The sequence below is a fragment of the Variovorax guangxiensis genome (assembly GCF_003952165.1).
Classification (GTDB): Bacteria; Pseudomonadota; Gammaproteobacteria; order Burkholderiales; family Burkholderiaceae_C; genus Variovorax; species Variovorax guangxiensis.
On record NZ_RXFT01000008.1, the window covers coordinates 177,732 to 199,402 of the forward strand.

The window sequence follows — 21,671 nt, forward strand, 5'->3', positions numbered from 1 at the left end:
CCGATCAACCCATCAATGCGTCGTGACGACGATGGGCGCGCCCTTGGTGATGATCATCGTGTGCTCGTACTGCGCCGACAGGTTGCCTTTGACGCCCGCAAGCGTCCATCCATCGGAAGCCTCGGTGACGATGCGGCTCTTGGTCGACAGGAAGGGCTCGATGGTGATGACCATGCCTTCGTGCAGCGTGCGCGTGTCCGAAGGGTCGAAGTAGCCGGGAATGTGCTCGGGCTCCTCGTGCAGCGCGCGGCCGACGCCGTGGCTCGCGAGGTTCTCGATGATCTTGAAGCCGTAGGCCTTTGCGGTGCGCTCGATGGCGGCGCCGATACGATTGATCGGCTGCCCGGCCCTGGCGGTCTTCATCGCTTCGGCCAGCGCAGTGCGGGTGGCGTGGCACAGGCGCGTTTTCTGCGGATTGGTGGGCGGCACCACGGTGGTTCCGCCGGTGTCGGCGAAGTAGCCGCCGAGTTCGGCCGACACGTCGACGTTCAGCACGTCGCCAGCGCGAATGATGCGGTCACCGGGAATGCCGTGCGCGGCCTCTTCGTTGATGCTGATGCAGGTCGAGCCCGGAAAGTTGTACGTGAGCTTCGGCGCAGACCGCGCACCGTGCTCCTCCAGCAGCCGCTGGCCGATCAGGTCGAGCTCGCGCGTGGTCATGCCGGGTTCTGCCGCGTCGAGCATCCGCTGCAGCGTCAGCGAAACGATGCGGCCGATGCGCTTGAGGGCGATGACGTCGTCTTGTGTTTCGATGGTCATGTCTGTCGGGTCCTTGTGAAAGATGGGCGCGGGCTGATGATGGATGGCCCGCCGGGCAGGGGCCTGTCGATGCGATGGAGCGGGGCGACCGGAGTGCATTGTTATATGCCGCATCGAATTTCCGGGCATCTTCGCCAGTCATTCGAATATTCTTGCTGTGGCGTACTCGCTCCCATCCACCCCCGTTCAGGTGCCTTCCCAAATGCCCGACCTTCCCCACAGCCCCGCCGCCGAACGCAACAAGCAGCCCATCCTCGATGCACTGAGCGGCATCCTCGGCGAACAGGGCGCCATGCTGGAGATCGCATCCGGTACGGGCCAGCATGCCGTCTGGTTCGCCACGGCGTTGAGTGGATGGACCTGGCAGCCTACTGATGCCGATGCGCGCGCGTTGCCTGGGATTGCCGCCCGAATCGAGCAGGCCGCGTTGCCCAACCTTCGCGCGCCGCTTCTGCTTGACGTGACGGCACCCCGATGGCCATCGCAGGGTTTCGCCTTCGCTGAAGGAGATGAGAAGTTCGATGCGATCTACTGCGCGAACATGATCCACATCGCGCCCTGGGCCGCGTGCGTCGGCCTGATGCAAGGGGCTGCGCGACACCTGCGTCCTGGCGGGGTGCTGGTCACGTATGGGCCTTACTTCGAGGATGAAGTGGCGGCGGCGCCGAGCAATCTGGCCTTCGATGAGGACTTGCGTGGGCGCAATGCTGCGTGGGGGATACGGCGTATCGAGGACGTGGCTGCGCAGGCGCAGCGGGTGGGGCTTGTGTTGCGGGAGAGGCATGTGATGCCTGCGAACAATCTGCTGCTGGTGTTCGGTCGGCCTTGAATGCTTCACTGGCAATTCCTGGGAGTCGGGTAGCCTGCTTGATCTGTGATTGAGGCCTCGGAAGAGTGAACAATGCCCCAACAATTTCAGGGAGGATTCAGTGTCGACGTTTACGCAGGCGCGTGCCATGCACGCAGGGCTTCGATTTCTTTTCATTGCCGGCGGTGGATTGCTGCTTGGGCTCGTCTCCAATTTCATGCTCGTCGCGATGGGCCATTGGTACGAGATGAACATGGCGCGCAGCGAGTACGACCTCTCCGATGCCTTCATGATTGCGCTGCTCGTGCAGGCCCTTTGTGTTGTCGTCGGTGGACTCATCGGCAACTGGCTGTATCGGCGGAGACGCAGCAAGAAGAGCAGCGAGATCTGACGGGCAATTGGTGGCTGTCTGCTTTGCCAACAGCTGCCGAAGTTTCGCCCACCCCCGTGCATCGATCACGATGTTTCACTTTTGAAACGCATGGGCGCTCCATCGCTTCCCGCGAGCGCGATTACATTCAAGCCCGGTGCGCATTCGCGCCACCGTTTTTTTCCACCGTTTGATCCAAGCAAGAAAGAACATCCGTTTTGAACAAGACCGACCTCATCGCCGCCATCGCCACGGACACCAACCTCAGCAAGGCCGATGCCGCTCGCGCGCTCGACTCCGCCATCGACAACCTGTCGCGCGCCCTGGCAAAGGGCGACACGGTGCAACTGATCGGCTTCGGCACTTTCGCCGTTGCCAGCCGCCCCGAGCGTGAAGGGCGCAACCCCTCGACGGGCGAGAAGATGACCATCAAGGCCAGCAAGGCTCCCAAGTTTACCGCCGGCAAGGCGCTGAAGGACGCGGTCAACGCGCCCGCGGCCGAGTAAGCCTTCCGTCTTCCTTCGCTCTTTCCCTCCGTGGCGCCCGCGCAGCAGTGCGGGCCGCGGAGGGCCGGCATCTTCAGGAAACAGCGGCATTCCGCGCTAGAGTTTGTGCACGTTCACAAGCCCAGCCCTCCGACATGCACGACCACGCGCCTGCTGTGCCGACAACGCCGACATCTTTTTCTTCTTCCTCCTCCGCATTGCAGCGCTGGCTGCTGCGTCTTCTCTCTTCCATCGGGTTCTGTCTTCTCATCGTGGGCTGCGCTGGCCCCTCGGGGCCGCGGCAGGGCGGTGCGACAGGGCCTGCGGTCAGCAGTTCGCTGACGCCCGAGCAATCGAACAGCATCGCGATCCACGCGCTGGGCTTGGTGGGCACGCCGTACCGCTACGGCGGCAACACGCCAGACGGCGGCTTCGACTGCAGCGGCCTCATCGGCTACGTGTATCTCAACAGCGTGGGCGAATCGCCGCCCAGGACGGTGGCGCGCATGACGGGCTTCGGCAGCCCGGTGCCGGTGTCGGAGCTTCGCACCGGCGATCTCGTGCTCTTCGGCTCGTCCACACCCTCGCATGCGGGCATCTATGTGGGCGGCGGCCGCTTCGTGCATGCGCCTTCGACTGGTGGTGTGGTGCGGCTGGATCGGCTCGACGGCGTGTACTGGTCGCGCCAGACGGTGCAGGCGCGCAGGCCCTAGCCGGACTTGCTTCTGCTGCTCTTCTTCGCGGGCTCGCCGCGTGAGCCTGTCGCGCTCGCTGGTGCGGCTGCAGCAGCGCCACTGCCGGCGTTCAGCTGATCGACCCACGACAGCGCATCGACATACGCCATGAACCGGTTGAGGTATTCCGGCGACAGGTTGTGCATCAGCGTGAGCGAACGGTGCACGAGGTGGTGCGAGTTGAGCGGGCCCGCGTTCTCGGGCACCTTCGACAGCGACTGCGTCAGGCGCCGGTCGGCGCTGAGCTTGGACCAGGTGCTCTGGAAGTAGCGGATCGATTTGAGTTCGGGCGCGGGAGGCGCAGCAGAGGCCTTGGTGGCGGCTCCGGCCTTCGCTGCAGCAGCAGGTGCAGCCGGGGCATTGCCGGGCATCGGTGCATGGCGCGCGATGTGTTCGGCGAGTTCCGCGAATGGACTGGGCTCTGCAGCGGCTTCCTGCTCCACGGTGCTTGTGGGCTGCGCCTTCGTCCTATCTTCGTCATAGGCCGCAAGAAGCGTCGCCACCTTGTCGTCCAGCATGCGCCGCGCCTCCCCGCCGTGCGCAGTGGCACGCTTTGCCATCGCTTCGATGAAGCGGAAGCGCACGGGGTCGAAGCGCTGTTCGCCTCGCGCGAGGGCGGCAGCGACCATCGCGCCGATGTCGCGTGCGGCTTCGCTGCCTTCGGCCTCAGTCACGGGGCTTCGCGTTCGCGCTGCTGGAGGGGCGCGGCGTGGGCGCCATTTCCACGCGCCGGTTCTTCGACCGGCCGTCGGCGTCGGCATTCGATGCGACGGGCTGCTCGGAGCCGAACGCAGCCGCGAAGATCGACGACGACGGAACGCCGGACTCGATCAGCGCGCGCGTCACGGTGAGCGCGCGCTGGGCCGAGAGCTCCCAGTTGTCGGCGAACTGGCGTGCGTTGTCGCGCATCTGCCGGTCGTCGGTGAAGCCGCTCACCATCAGGATCTCGTCGCGCGACTTGAGGTAGCTGGTCAGCGGGGACGCAAGGCTCTTGAGCAGTTGACGGCCTTCGGGCTGCAGCTCGGCGGAGTTGAAGGCGAAGAGCACGTTGCCGCTGATGCCGATGCGGCCGTTGTTCAGGGTCACTCGGCCCGCCGCGAGCGGTGCGGCCAGGGCCTGCTCGAGCGTCTGCAGGCGCTTGGCTTCGGCCTGCCGTTGCCTGACTTCGGTTTCCAGCTTCGATGCGAGTTCGAGCTGCATGCCGATCGCGCACACCAGTATCAGCACGAAGGCGCCGAGCAGGCCGGCCATGAGGTCGCCGAACACGGCCCACACGGGCACGCCCGGTTCGTCGAAGCCGGCCTCGATGTCGTCGCGGATCATGCTTCGCTGTCCGCGGGCGCTGGCTGATGCTGCAGTTGCTGCTGCCGGTTGGCGATCTGCTGCATGTCTTCGACGATCTGCTTCTGCGACATGATGCTCAGGTCGATCACCTCGCGCGCCTGCGCGACGTAGTAGGCCAGCTGCTCGTCGCTGCGCGCGATGGACTTGCCCAGCGCGCCTTCGATGCGCTGCAGATGGCCCGCGAGCTTGTCGTTCGACTGGCTGAAGAGCTGCACCGCAAGGCCGAAGGCCTCGCCCAGGCTGGCCACCTCGACGGCGCTGCCGGTGATCTGCGCGGCAACGGAGGCCATCTTCTCGGACTCGGCATCGGCCCTTTCGGTGAAGCGGCTGCCCACGCGCTCCAGCATCTCGGCCGACGCCGACACCAGCGTGTCGATGGCGGTGCGCTGCTCGGTCGAGGCGTGGTTCACCGCGTCGAGCAGGGTGGAGAGCGTTTCGAGGATGCGGCTGCGCTCTTCCAGCATCGCGTTGTCGCGGGCCATGCCGTCGGCGAGCTTCTGGCGCAGCTCGGTGATCACTTCGGCCGCGGCGCGCGGCGCTTCCGCTGCGGCCTGCAGCAGTTGGGCGATTTCGGTGACGGTGCTCTTCGCATGCGCTTCGGACTGGGCCGACATGTCGCGCGCGGTCTGCGCCATGGTGTCGACCAGCTGCTTCTGTTGGCTCGCGCTGTGCTCGCCGGCCTGCTGCCATTCCTGGCGCAACGATGCGGCCATGTCGGTGAGCGACTGCGTCCAGGCCGAGAGGCGCTGTTCGTCGCGCGATGTCATCTGCGACACGATCTCGGCAGCGGCGCGCGGTGCTTCGGCCGCCGCCTGCAGCAGTTGCGCGATCTCGGCAATGGTGTTCTTCGCGTGCGCTTCGTGCTGGGCCGACATCTCGCGAGCGGTCTGCGCCATGGTGTCGAGCAGCTGTTGCTGCTGGCTCGCGTTGTGCTCGCTGGTCTGTTGCCACTCCTGGCGCAGCGACGCGGTCATGTCCGCGAGCGACTGCGTCCACGCCGAGAGGCGCTGTTCGTCGCGCAGCGTCATCTGCGACACGATCTCGGCAGCGGCGCGCGGTGCTTCGGCCGCCGCCTGCAGCAGCTTCGCGATTTCGGCGATGGTGTTCTTGGCGTGCGCTTCGGTCTGCGCCGTCATGTCGCGCGCGGTCTGCGTCATGGCGTCGAGAAGCTGCTGCTGCTGGCCTGCGCTGTGCGTGCCGGCCTGCTGCCATTCCTGCTGCAGCGATGCGGCCATGGCGGTGAGCGATTGGGTCCAGGCGGCAAGGCGCTGTTCGTCGCGCGATGCCAGTTCGGCCTGCAACTTCGCGTGCGATTGATCGACGGATTGAAGCAGCGATGCGGAGTGCCGTTCGAAGGCGGCCGCAGCGGTCGACAGGGCCTGATGCGCATCGCCGGAGAGCTTCTCGCTGACCTGCTGATGCCGGGCCAGGGCGCTGTCCCAGGTGCTGGAGACCTTGCCGACGGCGCTTTCGAGGCGGGCGGACACGGCGTCCACGAGCGCGGTCGAGCGCTGCTCGAAGCTCTGGGCGAACTGGTCGTGCGAGCCGCGCATGTCACCGGCCAGCGTTTCGCTGGCGCGCTGATGCTCCGCGAGCGCGCTCTTCCAGGTGTCGGCCACGTGGGCGGTGGTGGCCTCGAAGCGGCCGGAGAGGCCGTCGAGCTGCTGCTGCACCGTCTTCGAAATGGTGTCGTGCAGCGCGACGGTTTCGCGTGCGATGCCGGCCATGGTGGCTTCGACCACGGGCTGGATCGCCGCGCCCGCGACGCGCGCGCTCTCGGTCAGGCTGTGCTTCAGCGACTGGTCGACGGAAGCGGCGAGGTTGCCGTAGACGGCTTCGGCCTTGCTGTGGAAGCTGTCCTGGCCGGCGACGAGGCGCTCGTGCAGCGCCTGGCTCTGGCGTTCCATCGCCAGCATCATGGCCTGCAGCTGGCCGACCAGCTCGGGCATGGCGTGAGCCTGCTGCTGCAGCAGCTTGAAGGATTCGTCGCGCTGGTGCGTCTGCGAGAAGACGCGCAGCACGGTGGCGATCTTCGTGTCGAGCAGTTGCGCGGCCTGCAGCCTTTCGCGGCGGCTCAGGGCCGAGGCCAGGCCCAGCATGGCCGATGCGGCCACGCCGGCCACCGAGGTGCCGAAAGCCAGGCCGAGTCCCTTGACGGGGGCCGAGAGCGAATCGCGGATGGTCTGCAGGTCGGTCGAGCTTTCGAGCGCGATGCCGGTGCCCCGGAGCGTGACCACCATGCCGACGAAGGTGCCCAGCATGCCCAGCAGCACCAGGAAGCCGGCGAGATACGGCGTCAGCGCCGGGCCGGGCAGGCCCACGCGCTCGCCCTCGATGCGCAGGCGCACGGCGTTGCGCAGCGAGGGATGCAGGCGGTCGAGCCACGCGCCCAGGTTGTCGGGCGGGGCGGACAGGCCGGAGACGGCCCCGGTCAGCGTGGAGGTCGCCTGCTGGAAGCGGTGCAGCTCCAGCGCGCCCATGATGTAGAAGGCGCCGACGATCAAGGTGACGGCCAGCGCCAGCGTGTTGGTGCCGATGTATCCGGCGCCCACCCAGCCGACGACGGCCAGGCCGGCGGCAAACACAGCGTATTGAAGGAATCGGGTCATGGGGTCCTGGTGGCCTGGGCGCGAAGGGCATCGAGCAGCCCTTCGACCGGTTGGAATCGAAAATCAAGTTCGGCGAGCAGCACGTCCTGCGCGTCCTTGCGGAACACGTCCAGCCATGCGTCGGGGGGCGGGGCGGCGGTGTCCGGCGTTTGCGCTTCTTCCGCTGCCGGCGCTTCGCCCGCTTTGCGCAGGCGCTCGAAATGCCGCTCCAGCAGCCCCGGCACGGCCGAAAGCAGGCTGTGCTCGCGCGCTTCCAGCACCTGCGCCATCACCACGTCGACCGAGGCCAGCCGCGCCATGGCAGGCGACCTGGCAGCCATGGCCGAGCGCAGCCTGCTGCGCAGCGAGCCCACGCCGGCTTCCATGGCCTGCTGCCGGGCGAGGTAGCGGCGGCGGTAGGGGGCGAAGTCCGAAGTGGCGTCCTTGCCGGCGCCGAAGGTGTTGTCTTCGACGATGGCGCTGGCCAGCGCGCTTTTCACGCGGTTGCATTCGCTTTCTTCGGTGTTGCGGGGAGCGCGAATGCTGGCCTGCGCCGTTGCGGGCGTGCCGTCGAGCGCGGCTGAAAGCGAGATGGCGTCGGTCCAGCCGAACCACTGGCTCAGCCGGTCGGCGGTGGGGTTTGCGGGTTCGCGGACGTCAGCCTCGGCCAGTCGGGAAAGCAAGCGAATGAGCGCCGAGCCGTTGAAACCTGAGCGCTTGAAAACTTGCCCCATAACCTCCTGGATCCGCCTGAACGCGCCTCTTCGAAAAACCCGGCAGTCTACAACAGCGCCCTTTGTCCGGGCCCCTCCGGACGGCAGCTCAGGACGCCGGCTGTGTAACGAAATGCCAGTTTTCCATTACCGTTTTCATTGGGGCGTGCGCGGCGAATTCGGCGACCGGACATGCTCCGGCCGCACGCCCAGCCCCACGGCCCTTGCCGGCAGCCGGCGCAGCAGCGGCCAGCGCGCCAGCAGCCGCAGCGGCAAGGGCAGGCGACGCCCCGGCCTGGCCGTAGCCGCGCCGTCGAGCACGGCCATGAGCACGCGGTCCTGTATGAAGCGCTGCACGGCCTGGGTGACTTGCACCGGCCACTCCCTGCGGCGCTGCAGCTGGGGCAGCAGGGCGTCGATTTCCTTGTCTGTCGCTTCGCCGGCCAGGGCGGGGGCCAGCAGGTTGGCGGCAGCCACCGCGTCCTGCACGGCGAGGTTGATGCCGACGCCGCCCACGGGCGACATCGCATGCGCGGCGTCGCCGATGCACAGCAGGCCAGGGCACGACCAGCTTTCGAGCCGGTCGACCGTCACTTCGAGCAGCTTCACCGAATCCCAGTCGGGCAGCGCCGAAGGCAGCCTTTCGGCGAGGAAGGGCGCGATTCGGCCGATTTCTTCGTGGAAGGCGGTCATGCCCCGCGCCTGCAGCGCATCGTGGCCGCCCTTGGGGATGACGAAGGCGCATTGCCAGTAGTCGCCACGGTTCAGCGTCACCAGGATGTGGCCGCCTGCGATGTGGCCAGCGGTGGCGTCGGGGTCGCTGGCCAGCCTCGGAACGGCCATCCACAGTACGTCGATGGGCGCGCCGTAGCTGATGTGCGGCAGCGCCGCCGCATCGCGCAGCGCGGAATGCCGGCCGTCGGCGGCCACCACGAGCGAAGCATGCAGCTCGACCTCGCGCGGCTGGCCGGCGCGGCGGTCGCGACGCACCTTCACGCCGTTGACGCGGCCTTTTTCCTGCAGCAGGCCGATGGCCTCGGCGTCGGTCCACAGCTCGAAGCCAGGGTAGCGCCGGGCCTCGTCGTACATGAAGTCCAGGAACTCCCACTGCGGCATCAGCACGAGAAACTTGCTGTGCGAGGGCAGGTGGGTGAAGTCGGCCACCGGCACGGCGCGGCCCTCGTAGCTGGCGCGCAGCTCGTCCACGCGGTCGTGGGGGCGCTGCAGGAAGGCGTCGAGCAGTCCCAGCTCGTGCAGGATTTCGAGCGTGGACGGGTGCACTGTGTCGCCGCGGAAGTCGCGCAGGAAGTCGAGATGCTTCTCCAGCACGACCACCGGCACGCCGGCACGGGCCAGCAGCAGGCCCAGAACCATGCCGGCAGGGCCACCACCTGCGATGCAGCAGCGTGGCGTCGGGGATGCGCTCGCTTGGGCTGTTGGCGTTTCCATGGCTCCGATCGATCGATCCGGTCGCGCCGCGGACGACGTGGCCTGTGTTGCACGGCGCCGCCCGGTGTACCGGGCCCAGCCCGGCTCAGGGCTGCGCGAAGGTGACGCGCTGGGCGATGAGCACGCCGTCGACCACGCGGTCTCCGACGACTGTCACGCGCTTGCCGTTGCCCAGGTCCGCGGGGGTGCCGTTTTCGAAGATGGTAGCGGAGTCACCGGCGTTCACGTGTTGGCCGCGCACGATGAAGTCGGAACGCGACTGGTAGCCGGAGACCGGGCCGATCACCGTGAACGAGGCCGGCCCGCCCGTGCCGGGCACGTAGCGGATGCGCAGCTTCTTGGCCACCAGCACCTGCCCGGAGAGGAAGCCGTCGACCTCGACCTTGACGCCGTTGCCGATGGAGCCGGCCGGGCCGCCGGTGATCTGCGCGTTGCGCGCGTCGACCTTGTTGCCGAGCACGCGGAAGTCGCCGAGCGAGGCGAAGTCGGTGGCGACGCCCGCGAGCTGCAGCGCGATGCCGTCGGCGGTGGGGATGGCGTACCAGCCCTTCACCGTGGTGGCGGTGAAGCGGCCTGCCACCGGCGCCACGGTGCCGCGCACGCGGACGATGGCGCCTTCGGCCAGGCTGGCGGTGTCGACGCCGGGGCCGAAGTCGACGGTGAGCAGGCCGAGCGTGAACTGCCGGCCGACAAGGTCGAGGTTCTGCACGGTGCCGGTCGCCAGCGGCTCGGCGGAGGCGGGCGTGATGTGCACGCGCGTGGCGCGCAGCGTGCCCGGCGAGGCGGGCAGGCCCCAGACCTGGATCACCGCGCCGTCGCGCAGGTCGGCCGGGCCGCTGGCGTCGCCCCAGACGGTGGCGGTGTCGGTGGTCACGCGGCTGCCCATGACGGTGAAGCTGCCGTCCGCGAGGTTGATGGCGGAGACGGCGCCGCGCAGCTCGGCGGCCGAGACGACCTGCGTGGCGACGCCGCTGGTGAAGTCGGCGTCGACCTTGCCGGCGACGCGCGCGCTCATGCCGATCTGCAGTTCGCTGGTGTCTTCGAGGCTGAAGGCGGCGCTGTCGGTGTTGTAGCGCAGGCCGTTGAGGATGATGCTGCCCAGGCCGTCCGCCGCGCCGATGCCGGCCGCGTCCGCGCTCACGCCGGTGCCGCCGGAACCCACGCCGGAGCCGTCGCCGTTGGTGTTGCCCGCGGTGCTGGTGCCGTCGCCGCCGCTGCCTGCATTGCCGCTGGACCCGCCGGAGGCGCCGCTGTCGCCGCCACCGCCGCCGCCCGTTTCCGTGGTGGTGCCAGAGCCGGATACGCCTGCAACGCCCAGGCCGGACGCGCTGCCTGCGCCACCGCCGCCGCCTCCGCAGGAAAGAAGCATGGCCATGCCGCCCGCAAGCAGCAGGCCGCGAAGGAGGCGCTGCGCGAGCCGGAAGGAACGCGGGAGGGTAAGGATCGTGTTCATCGTGAGGGCGGCCCGCTCTTCTTCTGCGCGGCTTCGTCGTCTTCGTAATAGGTATAGATGCCGACGCGGATGCGGGCCTTGCTGTCGGCGGGCGCGCGATCGACGGCCTCGGTCATCTCGCGGGCCAGTTCGTGGTGCAGGGCGGTCCAGCGCTCGCGCGCGAGAAGCTGGATTTTCTCGCAATCTTCCAGCGTGAGGCCGCGCGCGTACACCGAGCGCTCCAGCATGCGGGGCGTTTCGCCCAGGGTGTTGGAGACGGCGGCCAGCAGGTGGTCGCGGCCGTTGTCGCCCAGGAAGGCGAGCATCGACTGCAGGTCTTCGACCGGCACGAAGCCGTCGGCCATGAGCTCGGCGGTGCCGTTGCCTTCCGCGACCATGTTCAGGCGCACCAGCTCATCCAGGATGGTGCGATGGTGGATGTTGCCGCGGCTGGCCAGCCGGGCCACGCGCTCGAAGGAGGGCGCCTCGTCCTCGGTGGTGACCGGAATGCGGCGCAGGTCCTCGTTCTCGACCGTCATCTGCAGCCAGAGCGTGAAGGTCTTGGCGGCGGCCGAGAGTTCGGTGTGGGGCAGGGGATCGACGGTGGCTCGGACCTTGGCGGTGACGGCCTTGCGGTTCAGGCCGGTGGTGACCGAGATCTGGCTGAGGTTGGGCCGCTTCACGCCCTGCTGGCGCCAGGAGCGCTGCGCCTCCTCGATGAGCAGGTCGCGCAGCAGCTCTTCGAGGTGGGGGTGCTTGACGCCCATGGCGAGCGCCAGCCGGACCACCGGACGAAGGATGCGAGCGCAGGCGGCAAGGGCCCAATCCAGCCGGTGTTCCATGAATGCGGTCGTTGCTCCTGGTTCTGTGCGTGCGGGACAAGAGGAAGGATGGAGAAGGGGGCCGGGCCGCCGTCCGGGCTCCTTCGCAGCTGGCTATTGTCGTTCGTCCGCGAAGATGGCCTTTCCGGGGTATGCGGAGGGCGGCTAGGTCGCGGTGCAGGTACCGTCGTTCGACCTCGTGATGTTGGTGCGCCCGGTGGCGCTGATGCTCACGGCGCGCGACTGGTTGGCGCTCGGGGTGCTGCGGCAGATGGTGATCCGGCTCTGGCTGGCGCCCACGCCGGTGGCCTGGAACACGATGGCGCTCGCGCCGCCCGCTTCCCGCAGCAGGTAGCCCGTGGCCGCGGCGCTTTCCGCGCGCAGCACCTGCGTGCCGCTGAGCACGATCCAGCCGGCTTCCCACTGGCCGTTGGTGCTGCAGCTGCTGCCGTTGGCCGAGGCGCAGAGGGTGACCGGCGCGTTGCGCTTGATGGCCTCGCTGCGGGCGAGCTGGCTGCCCGCCACCAGCGAGGTGGCGTAGTTGCTCAGGCGCATGGAAAGCCGGATGCCGTCGAACGAAGGCACGGCGATGGCGACGAGCACCACCAGCACGGCCACGGTGACCATCAGCTCGATCAGCGTGAAGCCACGCGCGCGGGCGGTGCGGGGGCGGTTGCGCATGCTGCCGGTGCTCCAGGGGCTCACTTCTGGATGAACCAGTAGACCCGGCCCTTGGGCTGCTTGAACGCGGCCTTGGGCGAGGTGCCCTTGGGGCTCAGGAAGGAGTCGGGGTTGGCGCCGATCACCACGTCGCGCATGCTGCCGTTGTCGTCCTGGACGCGGAAAACCGAGGGTGATGGCGCAAGGCCACCGCCCGTTACGTTTTGGAAGCGGCCGCCGGGGCCCTGGGGTGCGGCGTTGACGTACGACACGTTGTAGACACGCGCTGTGCCGAGGTCTGCGCGGCACATCTGCGTGTTCGGGTTGCTCGGCGTGTGGGTGTTGAAGGTGGTGACGCCGTAGGCGGTGACCGAGCTGGTCACCACCTGCTCGCCGGCGGCGAGGGCGAGATACCAGCCCTTCTTGGTGGCAAGGTCGGAGGAGGTCGGCGTGGAGTTGTCGGTGATCGGCTGCAGCGAAGCCTGGCACAGCAGCCCGTTGCCGGTGCCGCAGCGGCTGGTTTCGCTGCTCAGCCAGGTGCCGTCGGTGGGCTTGTCGACCAGCATGTAGAAGCGGTTGGCCACGCCGAGCGCGACGTTGTAGTAGCGCAGCGGCTTCTCGCGGTCGCCCGAGCCGAGCAGGATGACGAAGGCGCCGTTGTCCTCCACCACGTCGGGGGCGAACATGAACTTGCGGTTGGGCGTGCAGGTGATCACGGTGTCGCAGCCGAGCGAGGCGATCTGCGTCATGCTCCAGGCCGATGGCGCCCCGCTGTCGAGGACGATGCGATAGACGTTGCCGCCCAGGTCCGCCGCGTAGGCGATGCGGGCGATGCCCAGGGAGTCGGTGACCACGGTGACTTCGCCGACCACGGGGCGCGGGGTGGCAAACATCTGCAGGCGCGCGCCGGTGTTGGCATCGAGCACGTAGATGCCGCTGCCCTTCGCGCCGGTGCCGCAGGCCTGGCTGGAGGTGCTGGCATCGACGTCCTCGCATTTGTCGTAGCCGCCGCCGAAGATCAGCAATGGGCTATTGCCGCCGCCGTAGCCGCTGGCGCGCATCACCTTGGGGGCCGACCAAGTCTGGCCGATGCCCTCGAAGCCGGTGTCGCAGCCGGTGTCATCGCCCTGGTTGGGGCAGCCCTTGCGCCATTTCAGGGTGGGCGAAGCGGGGGAGGAGACGTCGAAGGAATAGATCAGCCGGCCGCCGCGACGCATGCTCGCGTAGAGCCAGGTGGTGCTGTCCTTGCGGTAGGCAGACACTGGGCCATCCATGCCGTAAGGCTTGGGCGCCACGGAACTCGAGGTAACCGGCAGGAGGGGGAAGTTGATACGCGTGCTGTTGTCGTAAAGCCGCTTGATGCTGCCGTAGAACTCCGGCGGCATGAACGACCAGAGCTCGTCGCCGGCCGCGGCCGACCCGATGGCCGCGGTGCGGTTGCCGTTGACGGCGCGCAGCACGCCGTCGTTGCCGCCGTAGAACACCACTACCTGCGGCGTGGTGTCGGTGCCGTAGTTGATGGCCACCGGCCGCGAGTGCACCACGTCGCCATGTACCGAAGGTCGCATCGAGGTGGAGGTGACGGGGTTGCCCTGTGCGTCAAGCCGCTCGTCGCCCTTGTCGTCGAGGCCGCGCGCCCAGTTGATGAGCGCGGTGCGGTCGGTGTCGGCGGTGACACCCAGCGCGGCCTTGGTGATGGCGGCGTTGCCGTCGGCGAAGGCGGTGAGGGCCGTGCAGCTGCCCGGCGCGCAGGTCTTCATGTTGCGGTTGGCCACGGCGAGGCGGCGCAGCATGTAGCCTTGCGCGCCCTTTTCCACCACGTTGCCGTCGGGGCTGTCGGCAGCCTCCTTGCCGATGCAGTCGCCGGAAGGCCGGAAGCTCCAGTAGGCGTCGGTGTCGCTGGGCGCGGGTGTCCAGAAGCTGCGGGCACAGGGCGCCACGAATCCAGTCTGGTTGTTGAGAGCGTTGTTGCCCACCGCGTCCTGCAGGATCAGCTGGTTGTTGCTGTCCAGCCCGAGCTTGTATTGCTTGAGGTTGCCGTTCCAGCGCGGAAAGGCGTCCTGGTCGGGGCGGAACATGCCCACGAACACCTGGTTCAGGTAGGTGCCCTGGGTGTTCACGCTCACCGGCAGGCTCACCGAGGAGAACACGCTGTTGACCGACTGGATCTTGCTGAAGATGTCGTCCAGCGCCGCGCCGAGCGCGCTGCCCAGGTCGGGATTGCCCGAGATGTCGTAGTACTCGCCCTTGCTCTGGGTCGCCATGCTCCTGAGCAGCGAGGTCCAGCCCGGGCCCTGGCCGCCGGTCGCCTTGGCGGCCTCGATGGTGTAGACCTTCACGCCCATGCTGGTCTGCAGGAAGCGCGACCATTCGTCGGCCGTGTTGTCCTGCGAGCCGCTGGGGCTCAGGGTGATCTGCGTGGTGTCGCCGCCCGCGGCGCGCAGGGCGGCGTTGGAGATCTGGCTGTCGCTGGTGTTGTCCTGCGCCGCGCCGTTGCTGATGTAGATGACGAAGGTGCCGGTGCAGTTCTCGGTGCTCGGGCCGACGTAGGTGGTTGCGGAGAAGCCGCTGAGCGCGTTGCGCGTGAGCGCGTAGATGTCCTTCGAGGCCTGCGTGCCGTTGACGTTGCCGCTGTAGTCGGCCTTGACCTTGCCGTTGCCGGCAATCGGCGTGCCGCTGGCCAGGTAGCGGTAGACCTCGGCCATGGTCTTGCCGGCCTTGCCGCCGTTGGACTTGTCGCCGAGCTTGTCGAGGCTGCTGATGAGCGCGCTGTACTTGATCTTGGTGCCGTCGTCCAGCATGCGCACCGCGGCGCGCACATAGCCGCCGTCGGCGTTGGAATTGCCCTGGCCGGTCTCGGTGAACATCATCAGGCCCACCTTGAATTTGTTGGCCTGCAGGCTTCTGAAGGCCGAGGCGAGCGCGGTCATCTCGTCGGTGAAGGGCTGGTTCCAGTTGGCCGTGTTGTCCAGCACGAACAGCACGTTCGGCGCCTGCGCCGCGCTGGGGTTGTAGCCCACGAAGAGGTCGATGTCCTCGGCGTGGGCCGGGCCCGCCGGCATTGCCGTCAACGCGGCGAGCGCGGCGGCCGTCCACAGCGAAGCGAGAAGTTTCCGGATCATGGTGCGGGCCTGTTCGTCGTCGGGTTGTCTTGAAATGGCATGCCTAGGAGGCGCAGAACGCTTCGAACTGCGCCTTGTTGAGCAGGGCGCGCACGCCCTGGCGCACGGAGGTGGTGGCGCCGTTGCCGTTGCGGGCGTCGGTGACCGTGGTGCTGATGTCCCACACGGAGTTGTATTGGTCGGGCAGCGTCGAGAGCCCCGAGCCGCTGCTCGATGCGCCGCCGGTGACGCCGCCCGGGCCGGTGCTGCCGCCGCTGCCGGTGTCGAGTGCCTTGGTGGCGCGCACGCAAACGGGGGGAGCGACGTCCACCCTGTAGTCGGTGATGCCGTCGTTGTCGATGTCGACCATGCTCACGGTCTGCTGTGGCGGCGCGAGCGTGGGGCTGCCGTCGCTGCCGGGCACGAGCAGGCTGGAGGCGACTTCCTCGATCGCGCGGTTGGCGGCGGCCACCGCCTCGTTGCGCGTCTGCAGGTTGCCCACTGCCTTGAGGTTGGCATTGCTCAGGTTGAAGGCCGCGGTGACCACCAGGGTGATCAGCAGCAGCATGATCATTCCGATGAGCAGGGCGGCGCCGCGCTGGCCGGCGCCGCGGGCGAACGGCACGCTGGTGTTCATGGCGTCTCCCTTCGGCCGGTGACGTTGCTCAGGCGCACGGAGGTGGAGAACGCGTGGCGCTTGTAGTGGTCGTTGAAAGGCCCGAGCGTGGCGCCGCCGAGCTGGTAGGTGCGCGTGTCGGTGTGGCCGGGCGAGGCCTCGGAGCTGCGCGCCAGCACGAAGAGCTTGACGGCCACCACGTTGACGAGCTGGTCGGCGGTGCAGGCGGGGCTGGTGGTGCAGTGCACGAAGTTGCCGTCGGGGCTGCCGTCGCCCCGGTTGGCCGGCGTGGACTTGTTTGCCGGGTCGGCCCAGGCGATGGCCGTGGTGTAGTCGACTGCGGCGCCGGTCTTGCTCAGCGTGTCGAGGCCGAGTTCGACGCGGAAGCCCTCGACGCCTTCGATCAGCGGCGTGGGCGGCTGCTGCGCCAGCGTGCCGCCCACGAAGTCGAAGCGCGAGCGCGCCAGCGTTGGAATGCCGTCGCCCACGGTGTCGGCGTAGTCGCGCACGTAGTAGATGTCGGCGACGAGCTTGCGCTTGGGCGAGGGGGTGGTGCAGTCCTTCTGGAACATGTTGCCGAAGCCGGCGGTCGACAGGTCGAACGAGGAGGGCTTCTGCGTGCCGCACAGCGACGACTGGAAATACATAGCGCCGCTGGTGTCTGCCTCGCAGTTGGGCGTGCCTGGCAGGCAGGTCTCGGCGTGGCGCACCACGACGATGTCGGTGCCGGCCTTCTTGTTCTTCAGCAGGTCGGTGCAGCTGGCGGGGACGCTGTCGTAGGTCTGCACCGGCAGGTCGAGCAGCTGGCGCTTGTAGTCGTCGGTCCAGTTCGCGGCGGAGTAGGGCAGGCACGGGTCGGGCAGGGCGCCGGTGGGCACGTGCGTGGGAGCGCCGGTGACGGTGAGGTCGTCGAACTCGGGCATGTAGTTCTCCCAGAAGCCGGCATGGGAGAGCTCGTTCTCGAGCACGAAGACGCTGAGGCGGCCGCTTTCTATCTGCCGGTTGACCCGCTCCAGTTCGCGCTGGGAGTTGTTCACGTTGAGGAAGAGCGCGAGCAGCGCGGCCACCACGATGAGCGTGATGGTGATGGCCACCATCAGCTCGATCAGCGTCAGGCCGCGCTGGGCATGCCGGACGTGCTGCAAGGCGCGCGGGCGGCTCATGAGAGCGATCCGATGCGCACCAGCGTGGTCACGGCGCGGCGGCACTTGTCGTCGGTACACGTGGTGCCGCTGTCGTACTGGCCCTTGCCGCAGGCCACGCCGGCCGGCGGCGCCGAGATCGGCCCCAGCCCCTGCCAGGCGACGGTGACCAGGTACTCGTTGTTGCCCATGTCCTCCACGCAGCCGCGCCCGCCGATCACGGTGCCGAGCTTGCTGCCGCCGGAGACCTCGGCGGCGCCCTGCAGTGCGTCGCACCACTCCTTGGCGTCCACCTGCTGCCGCGTGCCGGTGGCGGTGGGGCAGGCGGCGTCGGCGCCCAGCGGTGCGCTGGTGACGTAGCTGGCCGCGGTGCGGCGGTTGATGGCGATGCGGCTGGCCATGTCGTTCAGCAGGATCAGCGCCTGCGAGCGCTGGTACGACTCCATCTCGGAGGCCTGCATGCGGGCCTGGAGGCCGACGAGGCCGAACAGCCCGAAAGCCACGACGAGCAGCGTGACCAGCACTTCGATCAGCGTCGTGCCGCGCTGGCGGCGCAGGGGGCGGCTTTTCACCATTTGCCGGACGGCGACTTCACGCCTTCGCTGGTGAGGGTGAGATCGCCGTCGCCCTGTTGCGCGCCCGTCGGTCTGAAGGTGAGCGTGTAGCCCGGCGCGCCGGAAGTCGAGAGGGTGACGTCGTAGCTGTAGTTCGCCGAAACCTCCGACGGCAGGCTGTAGCCGCTGGCGGTGAGCGCCGCCTTGTCGGCGTAGACGCGGTTGGCGATGAGGTACTGCTGCTGCCGGTTGGCGATGTCCATCATCTGCGCCTGGGCCGCCGAGCGCTTCGAGCGAATGATGTACTGCTGATAGCTCGGCAGGGCGATCGAAGCCAGGATGGCCACGATCGCGACCGTGATCATGACCTCGATCAATGTGAAGCCGCTGCTGCGTCTGCGTGCCTGCGAATGCTGGTTCATCGTGGCTCGGAAGGAATGTTTCACATTGTTAATTATGTGAATTTATCACATCTGAGGGAAATGCAAGGGCCTGGAAGCTCCGGTGTGCGGTGTCCGCCACGGCGGAATCCAGGGTTTTCCATTACGCAAAGCCACGCGCATGCTCCGCGCGGTGCGACGGATGCGTCGGCGCCTGGGCCCGGCAAAACTCCCCGGGTTCAATCCCAAGGAGACATCCGCATGCACAGCATCCGCCGCCATCTGGTGTGGCTGGTCGTGGCCGTGGTCGGCGCGTTCGCGCTCGCCACCGTGGCCCTGACCCGCGGCGAAAGCGTCAACGCCCTCTGGGTGGTGGCCGCCGCGATCTGCACCTACCTGATCGCCTACCGCTACTACAGCCTCTTCATCGCCGACAAGGTGCTAGGCCTGGACGGCAACCGCAAGACGCCGGCGCACCGCCACAACGACGGCCTGGACTACGTGCCGACCGACAAGAACGTGCTGTTCGGCCACCACTTCGCGGCCATCGCGGGCGCGGGCCCGCTGGTGGGGCCGGTGCTGGCAGCGCAGATGGGCTACCTGCCCGGCCTGCTGTGGGTGCTGGCCGGCGTGGTGTTCGCCGGCGCGGTGCAGGACTTCATCGTGCTGTTCATCTCAACGCGGCGCGACGGCCGCTCGCTGGGCGACCTCGTCAAGCAGGAGATGGGCCCCGTGCCCGGCATGATCGCGCTGTTCGGCACCTTCATGATCATGATCATCATCCTCGCGGTGCTGGCGCTGATCGTGGTGAAGGCGCTGGCCGAATCGCCGTGGGGCACCTTCACGGTGGCCGCGACGATTCCGGTGGCGCTCTTCATGGGCGTGTACCTGCGCTACATCCGCCCGGGGCGCATCGGCGAGGTGTCGGTGATCGGCTTCGTGCTGCTGATGCTGGCCATCTTCGGCGGCCAGGCCGTGAGCCAGAACCCGGAATGGGCGCCGCTCTTCACCTTCGACGGCAAGGCGCTGACCTGGATGCTGGTGGGCTACGGCTTCGTCGCCGCCAGCCTGCCGGTGTGGCTGCTGCTCGCGCCGCGCGACTACCTTTCGACCTTCCTGAAGATCGGCACCATCATCGCGCTGGCCATCGGCATCGTGTTCGTGATGCCCACGCTGCAGATGCCTGCCGTCACGCAGTTCGCGCAGGGCAACGGCCCGGTGTGGTCGGGCAGCCTGTTCCCGTTCCTGTTCATCACCATCGCCTGCGGCGCCGTCTCGGGCTTCCACGCGCTCATCTCCTCGGGCACCACGCCCAAGATGCTCGACAACGAACGCCATGCGCGCTTCATCGGCTACGGCGGCATGCTGGCCGAGTCCTTCGTCGCGGTGATGGCGCTGGTGGCGGCCTCGTGCATCGAGCCCGGCATCTACTTCGCGATGAACAGCCCCGGCGCGCTGGTCGGCACCACCGCGCAGCAGGTGGCGGCCACGGTGTCGGGCTGGGGCTTCGTGATCACGCCCGAGATGCTGCTGCAGACCGCCAGGGACGTGGGCGAGACCACCATCCTCGGTCGCACCGGCGGCGCGCCGACGCTGGCCGTGGGCATGGCCCACATCCTTCACCAGGCGATCGGCGGGCAGGCCATGATGGCCTTCTGGTACCACTTCGCGATCCTGTTCGAGGCGCTCTTCATCCTCACGGCCGTGGACGCCGGCACCCGCGCTGGCCGCTTCATGCTGCAGGACCTGCTGGGCAGCTTCGTGCCCGCGCTCAAGCGCACCGACTCGCTGCCGGCCAACCTCGTCGCCACCGCGCTGTGCGTGGCGGCCTGGGGCTACTTCCTGTACCAGGGCGTGGTCGATCCGCTGGGCGGCATCAACACGCTGTGGCCGCTGTTCGGCATCTCCAACCAGATGCTCGCCGCCGTCGCGCTGATGCTGGGCGTGGTGGTGCTCTTCCGCATGAAGCGCGAGCGCTATGCGTGGGTGGCCATCGCGCCGGCCGCGTGGCTGCTGGCGTGCACGCTCACCGCGGGCTGGCAGAAGATCTTCTCGGCCGACCCGAAGATCGGATTCCTCTCGCACGCGGCCAAGTACACCGAGGGCATTGCCAACGGCGTGCTGGTGGCGCCGGCCAAGACGCCGGAGGCCATGTCGCGCATCGTCTTCAACGACCGCCTCGACGCCGCGCTGTGCGCGCTTTTCATCTTCGTGGTGCTGAGCGTGCTGGTCTACAGCATCAAGGCCTGCATCGCTGCGCGCGCGGCCAACCGGCCGACCGCGCAGGAGACCCCGTTCGAGCCGATGGGTACCGCCGCCGCGACGGCGGCCCACTGAAGCCATGGGCCTCGCATTGCCGGAAGCCGGGCGCTACTTCGCGCGTTCGCTCAAGCAGTCGCTGCGGCTCATGGTCGGACTGCCCGACTACGACGCCTACCTCACGCACATGGCGGCCACCCATCCCGACCGGCCGCCGATGAGCTACGAGGCCTTCTTCCGCGAGCGGCTGGAGGCGCGCTACGGGGCGGGCAAGGGGCGCTGCTGCTGAGCCTGGCGCGGAATTGCGTTACAGCTCTTTCCGATCGAAGCCCCGTCCAGCGGGATGGACGGGCCCATTCCCCGGGCCTAGAGTCCCCTCCATGTCCGCAGCCCCGTGGCTGGAATGGAGGGTGATATGTCCCTGGATCCCTTTGCAGAGTTCAAGAGCCGGCAGCGCGAGATGTGGTCGACCTTCGCGCCGACCGCCATGTTCACGACGCCGGTGGCCGGTCATCTCGTCAGGTTCGCGCAGGTTGCGGAAGGCGAGACCGTGCTGGACGTGGGCACCGGCACCGGCGTGGTGGCCGTCACGGCGGCGCGCCGCGGCGCACGTGTCACGGGGCTCGACCTGACGCCCGAACTGATCGAGGCCGCGCGCGAGAACGCCGGCATCTCCGGGCACGGCGACATCGCCTGGACCGAAGGCGACGCCGAGAACCTGCCGTATGCCGACGCCTCCTTCGACGTCGTGCTCAGCCAGTTCGGCCACATGTTCGCGCCGCGCCCCGAAGTGGCCGTGGCCGAGATGCGCCGCGTGCTGAAGCCCGGTGGGCGCATCGCCTTCGCCACCTGGCCGCCCGAGCACTTCGTGGGGCGCATGTTCGCCTTCATCGGGCGCAACTCGCCGCCGCCACCGGCCGGCGCGTCGCCGCCACCTCAATGGGGCAACCCGGCCATCGTCACGGAGCGCCTGGGCCAGCACTTCGACGCGCCGTTCTTCGGCCGCGGCACCATGCACTTTCCGGCCCTGAGCCTGGGGCACTTCCGCCTGTTCCTTGAGCGTTCGGTCGGCCCGATGCGCAAGCTGGTCGAAGGCCTTGCCGAAGACCCGCAGAAGCTGGCGGCGCTGCGGGCCGAGTTCGATGCGCTCGCCGAGCCTTACTACGCCGACAACGTGGTGCACCAGAGCTACCTGCTGACGCGGGCCCGCGCGCGCTGAGCGCCGCAGCGGCGGCCGGAGAGCCGGCCCGGAACGCGGTTGCACTTATTTAGAATTCGCGGGTCGCGCGACGCGATCCCTCGTCCGAAGCCCCGGCCACCGCGCCGGTGCGGGCCGGCGAGGGCACCCAACCCAGATTCGTTCAAGGCAGGGCACACACGGTTTCTCCGTCGAAGCGATGGAGGCGCCGGCGTGGCGCTTCGCGATTTCAAAAACAAATCGCCTTGAGGGAATTCC

Annotated in this window: 21 protein-coding genes; 7 read left to right on the forward strand and 14 right to left on the reverse strand. The window is 68.2% G+C overall.

Annotated elements, in window-relative coordinates; all coding sequences use genetic code 11:
- Nucleotides 1-12: 12 nt before the first annotated feature.
- Nucleotides 13-759: a type I methionyl aminopeptidase gene (gene map / locus EJP67_RS19760; protein WP_126023402.1), complete on the reverse strand. Its 747-nt coding sequence runs from the start codon at nt 757-759 to the stop codon at nt 13-15.
- 202 nt (nt 760-961) lie between these two features.
- Here map and EJP67_RS19765 point away from each other — a divergent pair, with 202 nt between their 5' ends.
- The 4 genes from EJP67_RS19765 (at nt 962) to EJP67_RS19780 (ending at nt 3,135) form a co-directional block, all read left to right on the forward strand.
- Nucleotides 962-1,588: a DUF938 domain-containing protein gene (locus EJP67_RS19765; RefSeq protein WP_126023403.1), complete on the forward strand. Its 627-nt coding sequence runs from the start codon at nt 962-964 to the stop codon at nt 1,586-1,588.
- A 100-nt stretch (nt 1,589-1,688) separates the two neighbouring features.
- A complete protein-coding gene (locus EJP67_RS19770; RefSeq protein WP_240650710.1) occupies nt 1,689-1,958 on the forward strand; it encodes a hypothetical protein in 270 nt (89 codons plus the stop codon).
- Nucleotides 1,959-2,155: 197 nt separating this feature from the next.
- Entirely contained in the window at nt 2,156-2,443 is a 288-nt protein-coding gene (locus EJP67_RS19775) for an HU family DNA-binding protein (protein ID WP_125946996.1), read from the forward strand.
- Between the two features lie 134 nt (nt 2,444-2,577).
- A complete protein-coding gene (locus EJP67_RS19780; protein WP_206169530.1) occupies nt 2,578-3,135 on the forward strand; it encodes a C40 family peptidase in 558 nt (185 codons plus the stop codon).
- On the opposite strand, the gene EJP67_RS19785 is transcribed toward EJP67_RS19780, so the two are convergent.
- The 13 genes from EJP67_RS19785 to EJP67_RS19845 form a co-directional block, all read right to left on the reverse strand.
- Entirely contained in the window at nt 3,132-3,830 is a 699-nt protein-coding gene (locus EJP67_RS19785; protein WP_126023404.1) for a DUF2894 domain-containing protein, read from the reverse strand. The two genes, EJP67_RS19780 and EJP67_RS19785, sit on opposite strands and share 4 nt — an antisense overlap.
- On the reverse strand, nt 3,823-4,479 hold the full coding sequence (locus tag EJP67_RS19790) for an OmpA family protein (protein WP_418122129.1): 657 nt from the start codon (nt 4,477-4,479) through the stop codon (nt 3,823-3,825). The genes EJP67_RS19785 and EJP67_RS19790 overlap by 8 nt, the downstream gene beginning before the upstream one ends.
- Nucleotides 4,476-7,109: a DUF802 domain-containing protein gene (locus EJP67_RS19795; RefSeq protein ID WP_126023405.1), complete on the reverse strand. Its 2,634-nt coding sequence runs from the start codon at nt 7,107-7,109 to the stop codon at nt 4,476-4,478. Before EJP67_RS19795 ends, EJP67_RS19790 begins: the two co-directional genes overlap by 4 nt.
- Complete coding sequence (locus tag EJP67_RS19800) at nt 7,106-7,822, reverse strand: DUF3348 domain-containing protein (protein WP_126023406.1); 717 nt, start codon at nt 7,820-7,822, stop codon at nt 7,106-7,108. Before EJP67_RS19800 ends, EJP67_RS19795 begins: the two co-directional genes overlap by 4 nt.
- Before the next feature lie 135 nt (nt 7,823-7,957).
- Nucleotides 7,958-9,250, reverse strand: coding sequence for an FAD-dependent oxidoreductase (locus EJP67_RS19805; protein ID WP_126023407.1), 1,293 nt, complete (start codon nt 9,248-9,250; stop codon nt 7,958-7,960).
- A gap of 85 nt (nt 9,251-9,335) precedes the next feature.
- Nucleotides 9,336-10,703, reverse strand: a complete 1,368-nt coding sequence (locus EJP67_RS34135; protein ID WP_126023408.1) for a DUF5666 domain-containing protein — start codon at nt 10,701-10,703, stop codon at nt 9,336-9,338.
- Nucleotides 10,700-11,524 (reverse strand): DUF6502 family protein, encoded by an 825-nt coding sequence (locus EJP67_RS19815; protein ID WP_126023409.1) that lies wholly within the window; start codon nt 11,522-11,524, stop codon nt 10,700-10,702. The genes EJP67_RS34135 and EJP67_RS19815 overlap by 4 nt, the downstream gene beginning before the upstream one ends.
- A gap of 144 nt (nt 11,525-11,668) precedes the next feature.
- Nucleotides 11,669-12,184, reverse strand: coding sequence for a GspH/FimT family pseudopilin (locus tag EJP67_RS19820; RefSeq protein ID WP_126023410.1), 516 nt, complete (start codon nt 12,182-12,184; stop codon nt 11,669-11,671).
- A 20-nt stretch (nt 12,185-12,204) separates the two neighbouring features.
- A complete protein-coding gene (locus tag EJP67_RS19825) occupies nt 12,205-15,285 on the reverse strand; it encodes a pilus assembly protein (RefSeq protein ID WP_126023411.1) in 3,081 nt (1,026 codons plus the stop codon).
- A 43-nt stretch (nt 15,286-15,328) separates the two neighbouring features.
- The gene (locus EJP67_RS19830) at nt 15,329-15,901 is read right to left on the reverse strand and encodes a hypothetical protein (RefSeq protein ID WP_126023412.1); all 573 of its coding nucleotides are present in this window, start codon (nt 15,899-15,901) and stop codon (nt 15,329-15,331) included.
- Entirely contained in the window at nt 15,898-17,043 is a 1,146-nt protein-coding gene (locus tag EJP67_RS19835; protein ID WP_126023413.1) for a PilW family protein, read from the reverse strand. Before EJP67_RS19835 ends, EJP67_RS19830 begins: the two co-directional genes overlap by 4 nt.
- Entirely contained in the window at nt 17,040-17,597 is a 558-nt protein-coding gene (locus EJP67_RS19840) for a prepilin-type N-terminal cleavage/methylation domain-containing protein (RefSeq protein ID WP_126023414.1), read from the reverse strand. The genes EJP67_RS19835 and EJP67_RS19840 overlap by 4 nt, the downstream gene beginning before the upstream one ends.
- A complete protein-coding gene (locus tag EJP67_RS19845; protein WP_126023415.1) occupies nt 17,591-17,998 on the reverse strand; it encodes a type IV pilin protein in 408 nt (135 codons plus the stop codon). The genes EJP67_RS19840 and EJP67_RS19845 overlap by 7 nt, the downstream gene beginning before the upstream one ends.
- A gap of 219 nt (nt 17,999-18,217) precedes the next feature.
- Here EJP67_RS19845 and EJP67_RS19850 point away from each other — a divergent pair, with 219 nt between their 5' ends.
- From EJP67_RS19850 to EJP67_RS19860, 3 genes are all read left to right on the forward strand, one after another.
- Nucleotides 18,218-20,293, forward strand: coding sequence for a carbon starvation CstA family protein (locus EJP67_RS19850; protein ID WP_126023416.1), 2,076 nt, complete (start codon nt 18,218-18,220; stop codon nt 20,291-20,293).
- Nucleotides 20,294-20,297: 4 nt separating this feature from the next.
- The gene (locus tag EJP67_RS19855) at nt 20,298-20,504 is read left to right on the forward strand and encodes a YbdD/YjiX family protein (RefSeq protein WP_093058085.1); all 207 of its coding nucleotides are present in this window, start codon (nt 20,298-20,300) and stop codon (nt 20,502-20,504) included.
- A 126-nt stretch (nt 20,505-20,630) separates the two neighbouring features.
- Nucleotides 20,631-21,434: a class I SAM-dependent methyltransferase gene (locus tag EJP67_RS19860; protein WP_126023417.1), complete on the forward strand. Its 804-nt coding sequence runs from the start codon at nt 20,631-20,633 to the stop codon at nt 21,432-21,434.
- Nucleotides 21,435-21,671 lie beyond the last annotated feature (237 nt).

Excerpts from the sequence above, each read along its gene's own strand:
- map (WP_126023402.1), bottom strand. The coding sequence starts at position 759 with ATGACCATCGAAACACAAGACGACGTCATCGCCCTCAAGCGCATCGGC.
- EJP67_RS19765 (WP_126023403.1), top strand. The coding sequence starts at position 962 with ATGCCCGACCTTCCCCACAGCCCCGCCGCCGAACGCAACAAGCAGCCC.
- EJP67_RS19780 (WP_206169530.1), top strand. The coding sequence starts at position 2,578 with ATGCACGACCACGCGCCTGCTGTGCCGACAACGCCGACATCTTTTTCT.
- EJP67_RS19790 (WP_418122129.1), bottom strand. The coding sequence starts at position 4,479 with ATGATCCGCGACGACATCGAGGCCGGCTTCGACGAACCGGGCGTGCCC.
- EJP67_RS19795 (WP_126023405.1), bottom strand. The coding sequence starts at position 7,109 with ATGACCCGATTCCTTCAATACGCTGTGTTTGCCGCCGGCCTGGCCGTC.
- EJP67_RS19800 (WP_126023406.1), bottom strand. The coding sequence starts at position 7,822 with ATGGGGCAAGTTTTCAAGCGCTCAGGTTTCAACGGCTCGGCGCTCATT.
- EJP67_RS19805 (WP_126023407.1), bottom strand. The coding sequence starts at position 9,250 with ATGGAAACGCCAACAGCCCAAGCGAGCGCATCCCCGACGCCACGCTGC.
- EJP67_RS34135 (WP_126023408.1), bottom strand. The coding sequence starts at position 10,703 with ATGAACACGATCCTTACCCTCCCGCGTTCCTTCCGGCTCGCGCAGCGC.
- EJP67_RS19815 (WP_126023409.1), bottom strand. The coding sequence starts at position 11,524 with ATGGAACACCGGCTGGATTGGGCCCTTGCCGCCTGCGCTCGCATCCTT.
- EJP67_RS19820 (WP_126023410.1), bottom strand. The coding sequence starts at position 12,184 with ATGCGCAACCGCCCCCGCACCGCCCGCGCGCGTGGCTTCACGCTGATC.
- EJP67_RS19825 (WP_126023411.1), bottom strand. The coding sequence starts at position 15,285 with ATGATCCGGAAACTTCTCGCTTCGCTGTGGACGGCCGCCGCGCTCGCC.
- EJP67_RS19830 (WP_126023412.1), bottom strand. The coding sequence starts at position 15,901 with ATGAACACCAGCGTGCCGTTCGCCCGCGGCGCCGGCCAGCGCGGCGCC.
- EJP67_RS19835 (WP_126023413.1), bottom strand. The coding sequence starts at position 17,043 with ATGAGCCGCCCGCGCGCCTTGCAGCACGTCCGGCATGCCCAGCGCGGC.
- EJP67_RS19840 (WP_126023414.1), bottom strand. The coding sequence starts at position 17,597 with ATGGTGAAAAGCCGCCCCCTGCGCCGCCAGCGCGGCACGACGCTGATC.
- EJP67_RS19845 (WP_126023415.1), bottom strand. The coding sequence starts at position 17,998 with ATGAACCAGCATTCGCAGGCACGCAGACGCAGCAGCGGCTTCACATTG.
- EJP67_RS19850 (WP_126023416.1), top strand. The coding sequence starts at position 18,218 with ATGCACAGCATCCGCCGCCATCTGGTGTGGCTGGTCGTGGCCGTGGTC.
- EJP67_RS19855 (WP_093058085.1), top strand. The coding sequence starts at position 20,298 with ATGGGCCTCGCATTGCCGGAAGCCGGGCGCTACTTCGCGCGTTCGCTC.
- EJP67_RS19860 (WP_126023417.1), top strand. The coding sequence starts at position 20,631 with ATGTCCCTGGATCCCTTTGCAGAGTTCAAGAGCCGGCAGCGCGAGATG.